Origin of the sequence: Humitalea rosea (genome assembly GCF_003253705.1) — a bacterium.
In the GTDB taxonomy this organism is placed as follows: domain Bacteria; phylum Pseudomonadota; class Alphaproteobacteria; order Acetobacterales; family Acetobacteraceae; genus Humitalea; species Humitalea rosea.
Genome location: NZ_QKYU01000018.1, coordinates 18,966 through 32,879, shown reverse-complemented (window position 1 = coordinate 32,879; position 13,914 = coordinate 18,966). Strand labels below are relative to the sequence as shown.

15 protein-coding genes are annotated in these 13,914 nt (G+C 70.1%); 6 read left to right on the top strand and 9 right to left on the bottom strand.

What is annotated here, in order from left to right; all coding sequences use genetic code 11:
- Positions 1 to 7: 7 nt before the first annotated feature.
- The 6 genes from C8P66_RS15600 to C8P66_RS15575 form a co-directional block, all read right to left on the bottom strand.
- Complete coding sequence (locus C8P66_RS15600; protein ID WP_111399210.1) at positions 8 to 610, bottom strand: TorD/DmsD family molecular chaperone; 603 nt, start codon at positions 608 to 610, stop codon at positions 8 to 10.
- A gap of 124 nt (positions 611 to 734) precedes the next feature.
- On the bottom strand, positions 735 to 1,445 hold the full coding sequence (locus C8P66_RS15595; protein WP_111399209.1) for a DUF3306 domain-containing protein: 711 nt from the start codon (positions 1,443 to 1,445) through the stop codon (positions 735 to 737).
- On the bottom strand, positions 1,442 to 1,945 hold the full coding sequence (locus tag C8P66_RS15590) for a DUF3305 domain-containing protein (protein WP_111399208.1): 504 nt from the start codon (positions 1,943 to 1,945) through the stop codon (positions 1,442 to 1,444). Before C8P66_RS15590 ends, C8P66_RS15595 begins: the two co-directional genes overlap by 4 nt.
- A complete protein-coding gene (locus C8P66_RS15585; protein ID WP_111399207.1) occupies positions 1,942 to 2,973 on the bottom strand; it encodes a DUF6352 family protein in 1,032 nt (343 codons plus the stop codon). The genes C8P66_RS15590 and C8P66_RS15585 overlap by 4 nt, the downstream gene beginning before the upstream one ends.
- The gene (locus C8P66_RS15580) at positions 2,970 to 3,509 is read right to left on the bottom strand and encodes a DUF6505 family protein (protein WP_111399206.1); all 540 of its coding nucleotides are present in this window, start codon (positions 3,507 to 3,509) and stop codon (positions 2,970 to 2,972) included. Before C8P66_RS15580 ends, C8P66_RS15585 begins: the two co-directional genes overlap by 4 nt.
- Positions 3,506 to 4,189, bottom strand: a complete 684-nt coding sequence (locus C8P66_RS15575; protein ID WP_245903575.1) for a biotin/lipoate--protein ligase family protein — start codon at positions 4,187 to 4,189, stop codon at positions 3,506 to 3,508. Before C8P66_RS15575 ends, C8P66_RS15580 begins: the two co-directional genes overlap by 4 nt.
- Before the next feature lie 91 nt (positions 4,190 to 4,280).
- On the opposite strand from C8P66_RS15575, the gene C8P66_RS15570 reads away from it, so the two are divergent.
- The 6 genes from C8P66_RS15570 (at position 4,281) to C8P66_RS15545 (ending at position 11,159) form a co-directional block, all read left to right on the top strand.
- Positions 4,281 to 6,296 (top strand): 4Fe-4S dicluster domain-containing protein, encoded by a 2,016-nt coding sequence (locus tag C8P66_RS15570; protein ID WP_211314166.1) that lies wholly within the window; start codon positions 4,281 to 4,283, stop codon positions 6,294 to 6,296.
- A gap of 81 nt (positions 6,297 to 6,377) precedes the next feature.
- The gene (locus tag C8P66_RS15565) at positions 6,378 to 7,382 is read left to right on the top strand and encodes a DctP family TRAP transporter solute-binding subunit (RefSeq protein WP_111399205.1); all 1,005 of its coding nucleotides are present in this window, start codon (positions 6,378 to 6,380) and stop codon (positions 7,380 to 7,382) included.
- A 123-nt stretch (positions 7,383 to 7,505) separates the two neighbouring features.
- Entirely contained in the window at positions 7,506 to 8,099 is a 594-nt protein-coding gene (locus C8P66_RS15560; RefSeq protein WP_245903573.1) for a TRAP transporter small permease, read from the top strand.
- A complete protein-coding gene (locus tag C8P66_RS15555) occupies positions 8,096 to 9,373 on the top strand; it encodes a TRAP transporter large permease (RefSeq protein ID WP_111399204.1) in 1,278 nt (425 codons plus the stop codon). Before C8P66_RS15560 ends, C8P66_RS15555 begins: the two co-directional genes overlap by 4 nt.
- Positions 9,374 to 9,386: 13 nt before the next feature.
- Positions 9,387 to 10,406, top strand: coding sequence for an NADP-dependent oxidoreductase (locus C8P66_RS15550; protein ID WP_111399203.1), 1,020 nt, complete (start codon positions 9,387 to 9,389; stop codon positions 10,404 to 10,406).
- A gap of 72 nt (positions 10,407 to 10,478) precedes the next feature.
- Positions 10,479 to 11,159, top strand: a complete 681-nt coding sequence (locus C8P66_RS15545; RefSeq protein ID WP_111399202.1) for a type 1 glutamine amidotransferase domain-containing protein — start codon at positions 10,479 to 10,481, stop codon at positions 11,157 to 11,159.
- A 33-nt stretch (positions 11,160 to 11,192) separates the two neighbouring features.
- On the opposite strand, the gene C8P66_RS15540 is transcribed toward C8P66_RS15545, so the two are convergent.
- The 3 genes from C8P66_RS15540 to fabI all read right to left on the bottom strand — a co-directional run bounded on the left by C8P66_RS15540 (position 11,193) and on the right by fabI (position 13,903).
- Positions 11,193 to 11,900, bottom strand: coding sequence for a pirin family protein (locus C8P66_RS15540; RefSeq protein WP_111399201.1), 708 nt, complete (start codon positions 11,898 to 11,900; stop codon positions 11,193 to 11,195).
- Positions 11,901 to 12,002: 102 nt separating this feature from the next.
- The gene (aroC, locus tag C8P66_RS15535) at positions 12,003 to 13,109 is read right to left on the bottom strand and encodes a chorismate synthase (protein WP_111399200.1); all 1,107 of its coding nucleotides are present in this window, start codon (positions 13,107 to 13,109) and stop codon (positions 12,003 to 12,005) included.
- Between the two features lie 2 nt (positions 13,110 to 13,111).
- Complete coding sequence (fabI, locus tag C8P66_RS15530; protein ID WP_245903590.1) at positions 13,112 to 13,903, bottom strand: enoyl-ACP reductase FabI; 792 nt, start codon at positions 13,901 to 13,903, stop codon at positions 13,112 to 13,114.
- Positions 13,904 to 13,914: the final 11 nt, after the last annotated feature.

The following is a 13,914-nucleotide window of genomic DNA, read 5'->3' as shown; positions in this document are numbered from 1 at the left end:
AGGTTCCTCATGCCGGCAGCGCTGCCGCTGCCTGTTCGATCTCGATCGCCGTGCGCCCGAGGGCCCCCACGGCACGGTAAAAGCGCGCCACTTCGGCACGTTCGATGTCGGCGAAGCAGCGCCCGACCCAGGGCGCCATGTGCCGCGCGAAGATCCGTTCGGCGGCAAGCGCGCCCCCGGGGAATTCTCCGGCCAGCAGCCCAGCATAGGTTTCGCAGAGGAAGCCCAGATGATCCTCGGGTTCGGCGACGCCGACGGCGCGTTCCAGCCCGAAGCGACGCAGGTCGGCGCGCAGATCGGCCAGCGGCCGGTCATGCAGGAAACCGGTGATGTAATAGGAGCCGAAGGGCAGGACCTCGCCGCGGCCGACGCCGATGAAGAGGTCGAAATATTCGCGGCTGCTGCGGTCCGGGTCGGTCGCGGCGGCGGCACGCGCCAGGGCGGCCACGGCCTGCCCGATCGGGGTGGCATCGCCCTCAAGGCCGCGGAGCGCGGTCAGCAACCCGGCATCCGGGGCAGCGACGCATAGGCGCCCGAGCAGGGCGAACAGCCGTGCCCGGCCTTCGTCCCCCGCCTCGGCCATACCGTTGCTTTTGGCTGACTCGCCCATGTCGGACCGATGCCTCTCCCTACGTCAATCTACAGTTTGATCAACGATATGTGCATGCTGTCTGGCGAAGTGCAAGAACTTGGAATGTCAGGCTTTTATTGCGAGCGGCTCGCAACTGTACCCCCTACACGGGCAGCGCGCCGCCATGCCGCCGGCGCGGATTCGGCGTCTCCGGCACGGGTGCAGCGGGGGAAAACAAAGCAAGCTGGGGGCGGGCCTCGGCGATGATCTCGGGCGGGATGAAGGCGGGGATGTCCGCCTCCTGTTCGGGCTGCACCGCCCCGGCCAGGTACTCCACCGGGGCCTGGGGCAGCAGGGAGGGCTCGGCCAGTGGCGAGTCGTCCCCTTGCGCAGCCGCATCCTCGGCATCGAGCTGCACCTCGGTCCGGCCGATCGCCTGGGCCAGCATGCTGCGCAGATCATTGGTCACGAGCGAGGTCGTGCCGCCGGGCACGCCGTCCACCGCATTGTAGTCCCAGGCGTAATCCGCCGGGCCGATGAAGTCCCGGATCGCGGTGTCCAGCGACCACATCCGCCGCATCGCCGCATGCCTGAGCCCTGAGGGAACGCCCGGGCGGAGGAAGGCCGAGATGTCGCTCTCGGCGACCAGGCTGTCGATGGACGGCAACTCCGGCGGAGGCAGGGCGGGCGACGGGGCCGGTTCCGGCTCGGGTGACGCCACCTCCGCCGCGATCGGCGTGACGGTGGCGGGAAACGGCAGCGTCTCCTCCTCCACCGGCGGGACCTCCACCGGCGCCACATCCTCGGCCGGCAGCGCGCCGCCGCGCTTGCGGCGCGACCAGCGGGAGAGGAAGCCTTCGGGGTCGGAGGTCACTCGTCCGCCTCCTCGCGCTTCTGGCGCCAGTCGCCGCCGCCATCGCGCCGGCGCTTCCAGAAGCCGCGTTCGCGATGGTGCTGCACGACATAGGCGCGGACCGCGTTCAGCAGCCCGGGCGGCATCGGCACCTGCTCCAGCAGGTCGTCACCGGCGCAGGCCAGGCTCTCGGCCTCCCCGGCATCGACGGTAACGAGTTGCACGACCAGCCCCGGTGGCGTCGGGGCGGCACGCAGCACCACCCAGGCGCTGGGCGAGGCGGCGTCGATGTTGTGCTTGAAATTGTCGGTGTCGGTCGGGTGCAGCACCGCCTCGGACACCCCGGCGAAGAACAGGCTGCGGCCCTCGTTCTCCCGCAGCAGGGTCCAGGCGGGGATGTCGGGCGGGTCGTCCAGCACCTCGACCACGCGCCAGACCTCATCGGCCCATTTGGTGACGCCCGGCCGGCGCTCGACCAGCACGCCCAGGGGAATCCGCAGCGCGTCGGGGTGGTCGATCATGACGGCGGCGCCAGCGGCAGGCCGGTCAGCAGGTTCTGGGGCTTCATCCGCACCACCTGGGAGGCATCCATGGCCAGCGCCACATACACCGGCTTGCCGCGCAGCCTGGCCACCGCCTGCGAGGCATCCTCGAATTCCAGCACGCCCAGCCACAGGATGCGCGCCAGACGCGCCTGCGCGACCTTCTTGCCGTGCCAGAGGTCATTGGCGATCGCCATCGCCTCGACATCCAGCCCGACATGCCAGGACCAGTTGCGGTCCTCGATCACCGGCACCGGGCGGATTTTTGCCCGCACGCCAAGAACATGCGCGCAGAAGCGTTCCAGCGCCCGGGCCAGCCCATGCTGGCCGGGGCGGTCCTCGGCAATGTCCAGCGCGAAATCATGCGCATCCGACCGCGGCGCGTAATGCGGGCCACCGACATCGTTCAGCACGTCGAACTCCGCCTCGCGCGGGGTCGCCCCCGCCTCGGTCAGCAATCGCCCGAGCGGGCCGAGATCGGCATCCGCGGCGCGGCTGGCCAGCACTTCCTCATCCGCGAGCAAGGTCGCGCCCTGGGTGATGGCGGCGCGCTGCGGGCGGAACAGGCATTCGGCGGCGCGCAGCGCATAGGGGTCGCCCACCCCATCCATCGCGGCGCGGGTGACGAGATGGGTCAGCATCTGCAGGAACAGCGGTGGCACCCCCGCGACACCCCCGCGATAGAGCGCGCACCAGGCGGCCTCCAAGGTCGGCTGCGCCATCACCCGGTCACGGAACCCCCTGAAGACCTGCCAATTCTCGGCGGCATCCGGGTCGGCCAAAGCGCCGGTCTCGATCGTGCCGAGGGGGTCCTCCATCATCCGCGCATGCAGCGCCCGTTCCGCGTCGCAGGCCTCCTCCGGCGGCAGCAGCTCGGGCCTGGCCAGGAAGGCGCGCCACAGGTCCGGGGTCGCGACCAGCAACCCCTCCGGCGTGCGATCGCACAGGGCATGGCCGGAGGCGAGCCAGAACTCGCCGGGCGCGGGCAGGAAGGTCGTGAGGCTCATCGCGGCATCAGGTCCGACATGTCGAGCGGCGTTTCATCCTCGGTCACCTCGACGATGCCGAAGACCGGCAGCGCGCCGAAGTCGCCGCGCGGGGCGGAGCGTTTGTGCAGGGTGCGGAAGGCCTCGCGCTGGGCCCCGTCCTCGATGGTCCGGGCCAGGGCCAGCACGGTGCCGGGCTCATGGCCGGCGCAAAGGGAGGCGGCGAAGGCGACCTCCTCCGCCGCCGCGGCACGCGCCGTGGCCGCATCGGGGGCGCCATAGGCGGTGAGGATATGCCCGGCCAGCGCCTCCAAGGCCGCCTCGGCCTCGGCCTCGGTCACGGGCGCCACCTCGACCAGCGTGGACCAGCCGAAGCTGCCCAATCCCAAAAACCCGGAGCGGAATGCCTGGCGGCGCTTTCCGGTCATGCTCGCCGGGTCCTCGTCCCAGAAGGCGAAGCCGCCGGCGACCGCCCATTCGCCGGGTGCGGCCGCATGCTCGAACACCACCGAATCGGAGGGGTCGAGCCGCAAGGTGCGCGGCAGCAGCCGGCTCATACCCAGGCCCTGCGGTGGCGCGCGCCATCCCGCTCCCAGAGCAGTTCAGCGGTCCCGGTGTCGAGCGCGCGGCGGGCGCCCTCGGTCTCCGGGTCGTGTTCCAAACGAGCGAGGTAGCGCTCGGCGACCCGCTGCGGCCCGTCCCGCTCCCATTCGGCCAGCCCCGCCATCAGATGCCGCGCCCAGGCGGCGGTGATCTCGGCGGGATCGGTCTCGTCCCAGCCCTCGGCCTCCAGGCTGCTGCGGGTGGGGGCAAAGCCGGGCTCCAGGCCGGGCGCGTTGACGAAGCGGGCCTCGACCCCGACTACCAGCCAGTCCGGCGGCACATCGGCCGCAGCACCGGGCGGGGAGGCAAGCCGCGCCAGCCCGACCTCGCCCCCATTCACAATCAGGGTCGCGGGCCAGCGCAGCGAGACCGGGATCTCGGGCGGACCCAGCGCCACCACGGCATCGGCCAGGGCCGAGATGGCCGCGAACAGCACCAGCCGCGCGGCACCCAGCGGCTGTTCTGGCTCCAGCACCACCGCCGCCTCGATCCGCGACATCGCCCGCACCCAGGCCAGGGTTCCGGCGCCATGGCCGGGCGCCATCGCGATCGCGCGCGCCATCGCATCCCCCGCTTCCCGCAAGGGGATCGGGGTGAAGAGGCTCGGCAGTTCCGGCAATCCGTCGCGCAGCACCTGGCGCGCCCTCCCCGTTCCGTGTGCGCGAACGTATATTGTGTGGCGGACGCCGCTCCAACACGGGGTCCACCGGGGATCGATAGCGCGCATGGCCAATGCCACCACCTTCATCTGCACCTGCGAGGACAGCATGCCGCTGGATGGGCGCACCATCGCGCGGGGCTGCCGCGGTTCGGCGGTGAAGGAAGCCGAGCATTTGTGCCGCACCCAGCTCGACCGGTTCCTGGCCGTGCTCGGCACGGGCGAGGTGACGGTGGCCTGCACCCAGGAGGCCCCGCTGTTCACCCAGGAGGCCGAGGCGGCGGGCCACACCCAGGGCCTGCGCTTCGTCAACATCCGCGAACAGGCCGGCTGGTCCGATGAAGCCGCCAAATCCGGCCCAAAGATGGCCGCGTTGCTCGCCGCCGCCGCCGAGCCGATGCCCGAGGTGCCGCTGGTGCCGATGGAATCGGCCGGAGTCGCGCTGGTGCTGGGCCGTGACGAGATCGCCCTGGCCGCCGCGGCCCAGCTTGCCGCGACGCTGGACGTGACCTTGCTGCTGACCGGCGCCGAGCCGGTGCAGCCGGCGCGTGAGGCCGCCTTCCCCGTGCTGCGCGGCCGTGCAAGCGGTGCGACCGGCTGGCTCGGCGGCTTCGAAGTAGCGGTCGAGGGCGTGGCGATGCCCAAGGCCTCCTCCCGCGCCGCCTATGAATGGGGCCCGCTGCGCCCGCGCTCGACCAGCCGCTGCGACCTGGTGGTGGATTTTTCCGGAGCGCCTGCCCTCTTCCCCACCGGACGCGATGGGTATCTCCGCGCCGATCCCGCCGATGCCGCCGCCGTGGCGCGCGTGGTGGCCGAGGCCGCGGGGCTGATCGGCACCTATGAGAAGCCGCGCTTCGTCAGCATCGCCCCGGATATCTGCGCCCATGCGCGCAACAAGCGCACCGGCTGCACCCGCTGCCTGGACCTCTGCCCGACCGGCGCCATCACCCCCGGGCGCGACAGCGTGCTGGTCAGCGCCGAGATCTGCGCCGGCTGCGGCGCCTGCGCCGCGGTCTGCCCGACCGGTGCGATCACCTATGCGCTGCCGCCTGCTGCCCCCTTGGCGCAGCGGCTGCGGACGCTGCTGCTGACCTATCGCGAGGCGGGCGGCGCGGCCCCCGTGGTGCTGCTGCATGACGCGCAGCACGGCACCCCGCTGATCGAGGCGCTGGCGCGCCAGGGCCAGGGGCTGCCCGCCAATGTCCTGCCGGTGCAGATGAATGCGGTGACGGCGGCGGACCTCTCGCTTTTCGCCGGTGGCTTCGCCTGGGGCGCCACGCGCATGCTGGCGCTGCTGCCGGGGCGGCGACCGCATGGCACCGAGGGGCTGTTCCGCAACATCGACACCGCCAATGCCATCCTCGCCGGGCTGGGCCTGGCCGAGGACCGGGCGGCGGCGATCGAGACCGACGACCCCTTCACGCTCGGTGACGCGCTGCGGGCGATGCCGCGCACCCCCTGGCGGTTCGCCCCCGCGAGCTTCCTGCCGATGGGCGCGCCACGTGAGGTGACGCTGACCGGATGGCGCGCGCTGCGAGAGGCTTCGGCCGCCCCCCTGGCCGCGATTCCGCTGCCGGCCCTCGCCGGCTTCGGCGGCGCCGAGGTCGCGACCGATGGCTGCACCCTCTGCCTCGCCTGCACCATGGTCTGTCCGACCGGTGCCTTCGCGGCCAATCCCGAGACGCCGGAACTCTCCTTCCTGGAGGATGCCTGCGTGCAATGCGGGCTCTGCGTCGCGACCTGCCCGGAGAAGGTGATTTCCCTGGCCCCCCGCCTCGATCTTCGCCCCGAGGCGGCGCAGCGCCGGGTGGTCAAGGCCGAAGCGCCGGCGACCTGCACGCGCTGCCAGAAGGCCTTCGGCACCCGCGCCAGCATCGACCGGGTGCGGGCCAAGCTGTCCGCGCATTGGATGTTCGCCGATCCCGCGCGGATGGCGGTGCTGGAGATGTGCGAGGATTGCCGCGCCATCGAGGCGACGCTCGGCGGCGTCGATCCCTATGCCGGCCCCGCCCGCCCGCCGACCAAGACCACCGAGGACTGGCTGCGCGAGGCGGCGCGGGACAAGGCGCGCGACAAGGAATAGCCCAGGGTTTGCCTCCCGCGCCGCGCGCCGATAGGGTCCGGCCCACAAGGCCGGCCCCAAGCCGCCAGGAGGAAACACGAGATGACGCAGACCCGCCGCACCGCTTTGTCACGCCTTTGGGTGGCAGCCCTGGGCGCCCCCCTCTTCGCCGCCGCCCCCTTTGTCTCCACCTCGGCGCTGGCGCAGACCGAGATCACCGTCCAGCACGCCCTGCCGCTGAACAGCCACTACGGCGCCGGCGCCGCGGCACTGAAGGAGAATTTCGAGCGCCTCACCAGCGGCCGCTACCGCGTCACCGAACAGCGCAACGACAATGAGCGCGAGATGGTCGAGAGCGTGCAGATCGGCACGCTCGACTGCACCGTCACCTCCACTGGCCCGGTCGGCAATTTCGTGTCCGAGGTCCGCGTGCTCGACGTGCCCTTCCTGTTCCGCAACACCGCCCATGCCCGCGGCGTGCTGGACGGCGAGATCGGCCAGGGGCTGCTCGCCCGCTTCTCCTCGCGCGGCCTTGCCGGCGTCGCCTGGATGGAGAACGGATTCCGCCACCTGACCAACAGCCGGCACGAGGTGCATGTGCCCGCCGATGTGCAGGGGCTGAAGGTCCGCACCATGGAAAACCCGGTGCATATGCGCGCCTTCAGCACGCTCGGCGCGCTGCCGACGCCGATGGCCTTCTCCGAGTTGGTGCCGGCTTTGCAGCAGGGCACCGTGGACGGGCAGGAGAACCCGATCGGGGTGATCGTCGCCAACAACCTGAACCAGGTGCAGCGCTATCTGACGCTGACCGGGCACGTCTATTCGCCGGCCATCCTGATCTGCAACCCGGCGATGCTGGCGCGGATGACGCCTGCCGACCGCGCGCATTTCATGACCGCCGCCAAGGCCGCCGCGACCGCCAATCGTGACCGCGTCACGGAGGATGTGAACAATGGCGTCGCCGAACTGCGCCGCCGCGGCATGATCGTGACGACGGAAGTGGACACCGCGGCCTTCCAGGCCTCGCTCGCGCCGGCCTTCGCGGTCTATGAGCGGGAGCTGGACGGCGCCCTGCTGCGGCGCATCCGCGACTGGCACGCCCAGTAGGCATCCTCCAGTAGGCATCCTCCAGTAGGCATCCGCCAGTAGGCATCCGCATCGGCCGAAGGGCTGGTGGAGAGGCGGGGCGCGGGGGGACCACCCCCCGCGCCTCTTCGGTTTGAGGGGTCGATGATGGGCAATACGCTGGTCCTCCAAGGCATCGGGATGGCAACGGTGGGGCTGGTGCTCGTCGCATTCTGGGCGCGCGGGCCGGGGCCTGCCGCGTCGCGGTTGCGGCAGGCGATCCTGCTGCTGGATGGCGTTGCCATCACCATCGCCACGCTTCTCGCCTGCGCCGCCCTCGGCATCGCCTGCTTCGCCGGGATGTGGCAGGTGATCGCCCGCTTCGCGACCGAGACCCCCTCGATCTGGTCCGAGGCGCTGGTCCGCACCGCGCTGATCTGGATGGGGCTGCTGGGGCTGTCGGTCGCCTTGCGGACCGGCGCGCTGGTCTCGATCGACGTCGCCCGCCGCCTGGCCGGCCCGCGCCTGCGCACGGGGCTGGAAGCCGCTTCGCTCGCCGCCAGCGCCTCGCTGATGGGAGTACTGTTCTGGTTCGGCTGGACCATGGCCCAGCGCGTGCAGTTCCAGGAAATGGCAGGGCTCGAGGTCTCGATCTCCTGGGGCTACGCCGCGATCCCGGTCGGCGCGGGCTTCGCGATCATCGGCGTGCTCGGACATTTCCTCGATAGCCGCTCGGAAGAACTGGAGGCCGCGGTATGAGCGGTGTCATGCTCACGGTGATGCTGGTGCTGTTCGCGGCCAGCGTCCCGGTCGCCATCGCCATCGGCATCGCCGCCGTCATCGGCATCCAGGGCTGGACCAACTTCCCGCTGATCGTTGCCGCACAGCAGATCTATGTCGCGCTCGACAAGTTTCCTTTGGCCGCCATCCCCTTCTTCATCCTGGCCGGGAATCTGATGGACATCGGCGGGATCTCCCGCCGCCTCGTCGCCTTCGCGCAATCCATCGTCGGCGGCGTGCAGGGGGGGCTGCCCGCGACCTGCGTCGTCACCTGCATGATCTTCGCCGCGATCAGCGGCAGTTCGGTCGCGACGACTTTCGCGGTCGGCACCGTCATGATCCCCGCGCTGGTGCGCCATGGCTATCCGGTGGCCTTTGCCGCGGCCCTGCAGGCGACCGCGGCCGAGCTTGGGGTGATCATCCCGCCCTCGATCCCGATGATCCTCTACGGCGTGACGACGCAGACCTCGATCCCGGAACTCTTCCTCGCGGGCTTCGGCCCCGGGCTGTTCATCGGCGGCGCCCTGGTCGCGACCGTGCTGATCTGGTGCCGTATCAAGGGCTGGGGCAAGCAGGATGGCGACGGGCGCCTCGCCATCCGCGCCGCGACGAAGCAGGCGGGCTTCGCGCTGTTCATGCCGGTGGTGGTGCTGGGCGGCATCTATGGCGGCGTCACCACGCCGACCGAGGCCAGCGTCATCGCCGTCTTCTACGCGCTGCTGGTCGGGCTGTTCTTTCACCGCGAGATCGGGGTGCGCGACCTCTACCCGATCTTCCGCAAATCGGTGATCAGCAGTGCTGTGATCATGTTCATCATCGCCTGCGCGGCGATGTTCGCCTATCTGCTCAACCGCCAGGGCGTGCCCGATGCGGCGGCGGCCTGGATGGTGCAGATCTTTGACAGCCCGGCGCTGTTCCTGCTCGGCGTGAACCTGTTCCTGTTCGTGATCGGGATGTTCGTCGAGACCTCGGCCTCCATCATCGTGCTGGCGCCGATCCTGGCCGATGCCGCCGGGCGCTTCGGCATCGACGGCGTCCACTTCGGCACCATCATGGTGGTCAACCTGGCCTTGGGCATGATCACGCCGCCCTTCGGCGTGAACCTCTTCGCCGCGGCCCAGGTCGCGGGCTGCGGCGTGGACCAGATGATGCGCTATCTCGTGGTCTTCATCGCCGTGATCTTTGCCTGTCTGATGGTCGTGACCTATGTCCCTGCCTTGGCGCTGACCCTGCCGAATCTCCTGTTTCGCTGAGGACACCCCACCGATGAGCGTGACCAACCTTCGCGTCCTGCTGGCCCGCCGCCCCAATGGGGCGCCCGTGGCCGAGGATTTCACCGTCGAACGCGGGTCGATGCCCGCCCCCAGCCTGGGCGAGGTGCTGGTGCAGCACCGCTACCTCAGCCTCGACCCCTACATGCGCGGGCGGATGTCGGATGCGAAATCCTATGCCAAGCCGGTCGCCATCGGCGCGGTGATGGAGGGCGCCTGCGTCGGCCATGTCGTGGAAAGCCGCGATTCCCGCTTCGCCCCCGGCGATGCGGTGATGGGGGGGTTCGGCTGGCAGCAGTATTCCTCGGTCCCCGCCGGCCGGCTGATCAAGATCAATGAGGATGAGGCCCCCCTTTCGGCCAGCCTCGGCGTGCTCGGGATGCCGGGACTGACCGCCTGGGTCGGGCTTGAGGATATCGGCCAGCCGAAGCCGGGCGAGACGGTGGTGGTCAGCGCCGCCTCCGGCGCCGTCGGCCAGGTCGTGGGGCAGATCGCCAAGCGGCGCGGCGCCAAGGTGATCGGCATCGCGGGGGGGCCTGAGAAATGCGCCTTCGTGACCAAGACGCTGGGCTTCGATGCCTGCCTCGACCATCGCGGCCCGGACCTCGGCGCGGCGCTGGACGAAGCGGCCCCCGATGGGGTGGATGTCTATTGGGAGAATGTGGGCGGCGCGGTGCAGGCCGCGGTCTTCCCCCGGCTGCGCGATTTCGGCCGCATGGTGATGTGCGGGATGATCAGCCAGTACAATGAGGCGCCCGGCGCGGATGTCTCGGCAGCGCCGCCGGGGCCCAACCTGGGTGCCGTGGTCCGCAAGCGTCTGCGCATCCAGGGCTTCATCGTCAGTGATACCGGCTGGCCGCGCTACGGGAAATTCCGGGCTGAGATGCTCGACCATATGAAGTCCGGGCTGGTCTGGCGGGAAGACGTGGTGGATGGGCTGAACGCAGCCCCCGAGGCCTTCATCGGCCTGCTCAAGGGCGCCAACTTCGGCAAGCTGGTCGTGCGCATCGCCTGAGTCGCAACCCGTCTCCTCGGGCCGCGTTGCTGCCAGGATGGCCGCGACGCGGCCCGTTTCCGGAGGCTCCCCATGGCTCAGGTGCTGATCGTCACGACCAATCACGACCGGCTGGGCGATACCGGCAAACCCACCGGGCTGTGGATCAGCGAGCTGGCCGAGCCCTATTACGCCCTCATCGCGGCGGGGCATCAGGCGACCATCGCCTCCCCCAATGGCGGGAACATCCCCTTCGACCCCAAGAGCCTGGCCGACCAGGATGCGGCGACCGTCCGCTTCCTGGCCGATGACGCGCTGCTCGACCGGATGAAGCATTCGGTGCCGCTGGACGGGATCGATGCCGAGGATTTCGCCGCCATCTTCCTGCCCGGCGGGCATGGCCCGATGTGGGATCTGGCGGATAACGCGGCGCTGGCACGGCTGCTCACGGATTTCGATGCGGCCGGCAAGCCGGTCGCGGCGGTCTGCCACGGGCCGGCCGGGCTGGTTTCGGCCAAGCGGGCGGATGGGATGCCGCTGATCGCGGGCCGCACCGTCGCGGGCTTCACCAATGCCGAGGAAGACTCCGTCGGGCTGACCAAGGTCGTCCCCTTCCTGCTGGAGGACCGCCTGCGGTCGCTCGGTGCCCGGTACGAGATGGGCGCGCCCGGCAAGAGCTTCGCGGTGCGCGACGGCACGCTGATCACCGGCCAGAACCCCGCCTCGGCGGGCGCAGTCGGCGAGCGCCTGGTGGCGGCGCTCGCCGAGGCCTGAGGGCCGGGAGGGGTCGCCCCCTCCCGCCTTCGGTCAGACGGGGAGTTCGACGATGACGACCTCGGCATCCTCGGTCGCGGTGATCACGGCCTCGGCCTCGTCGCGGATCGCCGCCCCGTCGCGGGTGGCGACAGCGACGCCATTGACCGTGACCGAGCCCTTGGCCGGCACCAGATAGGCGGCGCGGCCCGGCGCCAGCTTCAGCGTCGCGGTCTGCCCCTTGGTCAGCTTCGTCGCCATCACCGCCGCATCGGCATTGATCGGCAGCGCGCCGCTCTCCGCATCGCCAGGCCGGCCCGAGGCGAGCACCGTGATCGCGCCATCACCGGTCGCCTTGGGGAATTCCTTGGCGCCCCAGCGAGGCTCGGCGCCGCGCTTGTCCGGCGTGATCCAGATCTGGAAGATCCGGGTCGTCTCGGATTCCAGGTTGTATTCGGCATGGGTCACGCCGCGCCCGGCCGACATGATCTGCACATCGCCCGCCGCCGTCCGGCCCATGTTGCCGAGGTTGTCCTTATGAGTGATCGCGCCATCGCGGACGAAGGTGATGATCTCCATGTCGCGGTGGGGATGCGCGTCGAAGCCGGTGCCGGCGGCGATCTCGTCATCGTTCCAGACGCGCAGGCGGCCCCAGCCCATGCGCTCGGGGTCGTTGTAATTGGCGAAGGAGAAGTGATGGCGGGCCTTGAGCCAGCCGTGGTCGGCGCCGCCGAGTGTGCCGAAGGGTCGAACGTCAATCATGATCGGACATCCTTGTGAGAAAAGGTATGCCGCCGAAATAGGATGCGAAGGCAGGCGTTGCGATGCAGAAACCGGCATCGGCGTCATTCACCGCCGTGATGTTTAGTTCCGCGGCAGCCGCGTCGTGGTCGGGGCATCCGGCACCTGCGCCCGGTGCCGCAGCACATGATCCGCCAGGACACAGGCCAGCATCGCCTCCCCCACCGGCACCGCGCGGATGCCGACGCAAGGGTCGTGGCGGCCCTTGGTCAGGATTTCCACGTCCTGGCCATGCCGATCGACCGAAAGCCGGGGCGTCAGGATCGAGCTGGTCGGCTTGACGGCGAAGCGCGCCACCACCGGCTGGCCGGTGCTGATGCCGCCCAGAATGCCGCCGGCATGGTTGGAGAGGAATTGCACGGTGCCATCGGGCGCCATGCGCATCTCATCGGCATTGCTCTCGCCCGACAGCGCCGCGGCCGCAAAACCATCGCCGATCTCGACCGCCTTCACGGCATTGATCGACATCAGCGCGCCCGCGATCTCGGCATCGAGCTTGCCATAGATCGGCGCGCCAAGGCCCGGGGGCACGCCCGTGGCCTGCACCTCGATGATGGCGCCAAGGCTGCTGCCGGATTTGCGCGCGGCGGTCAGCGTGGCTTCCCAGCGCGAGGCGGTCGCGGGATCGGGGCAGAAGAAGGGGTTTTGCTCCACCACCGCCCAATCCCAGGCGGCGCGGTCCACCGCCTCGGCGCCGATCTGCACCAGCGCGCCCCGGATGGAGACGCCCGTGCCCAAAACCTTGCGCGCGATCGCCCCGGCGGCGACGCGCATCGCGGTTTCCCGCGCGCTGGAGCGTCCGCCGCCGCGGTGGTCCCGCACGCCGTATTTCAGGTGGTAGGTGAGGTCGGCATGGCCTGGCCGGAAGCTGTCCGCGATATCGCCGTAATCGCGCGAGCGCTGGTCCTCATTCTCGATCTGCAAGGCGATTGGCGTGCCGGTCGTCAGCCCGCCGAACACGCCCGACAGGATGCGGACGCGGTCCGGCTCCTGCCGCTGGGTCACGAATTTGGACTGTCCGGGACGGCGGCGATCCAGGAAGGGCTGGATGTCATCCTCAGTCAGTGCCAACCCCGGCGGGCAGCCATCGACGACGCAGCCGATCGCGGGCCCATGGCTCTCGCCCCAGGTGGTGACGCGGAAAAGGTGGCCGAAGCTGTTGTGGCTCACGGCTAGACCGTGGCGATATCCGGAGCGTCCACGGATTTCATGCCGACGACGTGGTAGCCGCTGTCCACATGATGCACCTCGCCGGTGACGCCCGAGGCCAGATCCGAGAGCAGATACAGACCCGCGCCGCCGACATCCTCGATGGTCACGTTTCGTTTCAACGGGGAATTATACTGGTTCCACTTCAGGATGTAGCGGAAATCGCCGATCCCGCTGGCGGCCAGGGTCTTGATCGGGCCGGCGCTGATCGCGTTCACCCGGATGCCGGCGCCGCCCAGATCGACCGCCATGTAGCGAACCGAGGCCTCCAGCGCCGCCTTGGCGACACCCATCACATTGTAATGCGGCGTGACCCGCTCGGCCCCGATGTAGGACAGGGTGAGCAGCGACCCGCCGGGCGACATTAGCGGCACCGCGCGCTGCGCGACCGCGACGAAGGAATAGCAAGAGATGTCGAGCGCCTGCAGGAAGGCCTCGCGCGGCGTGTCCAGGTAGCGCCCGCGCAGGAACTGCTTGTCGGCGAAACCGATGGCATGGACCAGGAAGTCCAGCTTGCCCCATTTCTCGCCGATGGTGGCGAAGGCGGCATCCATGCTCGCCTCATCCGTCACGTCACAGGGCAGCAGCACGTCGCTGCCGATGCTGGCCGCGAGCGGGCGCACGCGCCGCTCCAGCGTCTCGCCCTGGTAGGTGAAGGCGACTTCGGCGCCTTGCGCGGCGCAGGCGGCGGCGATGCCCCAGGCGAGGGAGTGGTTGTTGGCCACGCCCATCACCAGCCCGCGCTTGCCCGCCATCAGCGTGCCCT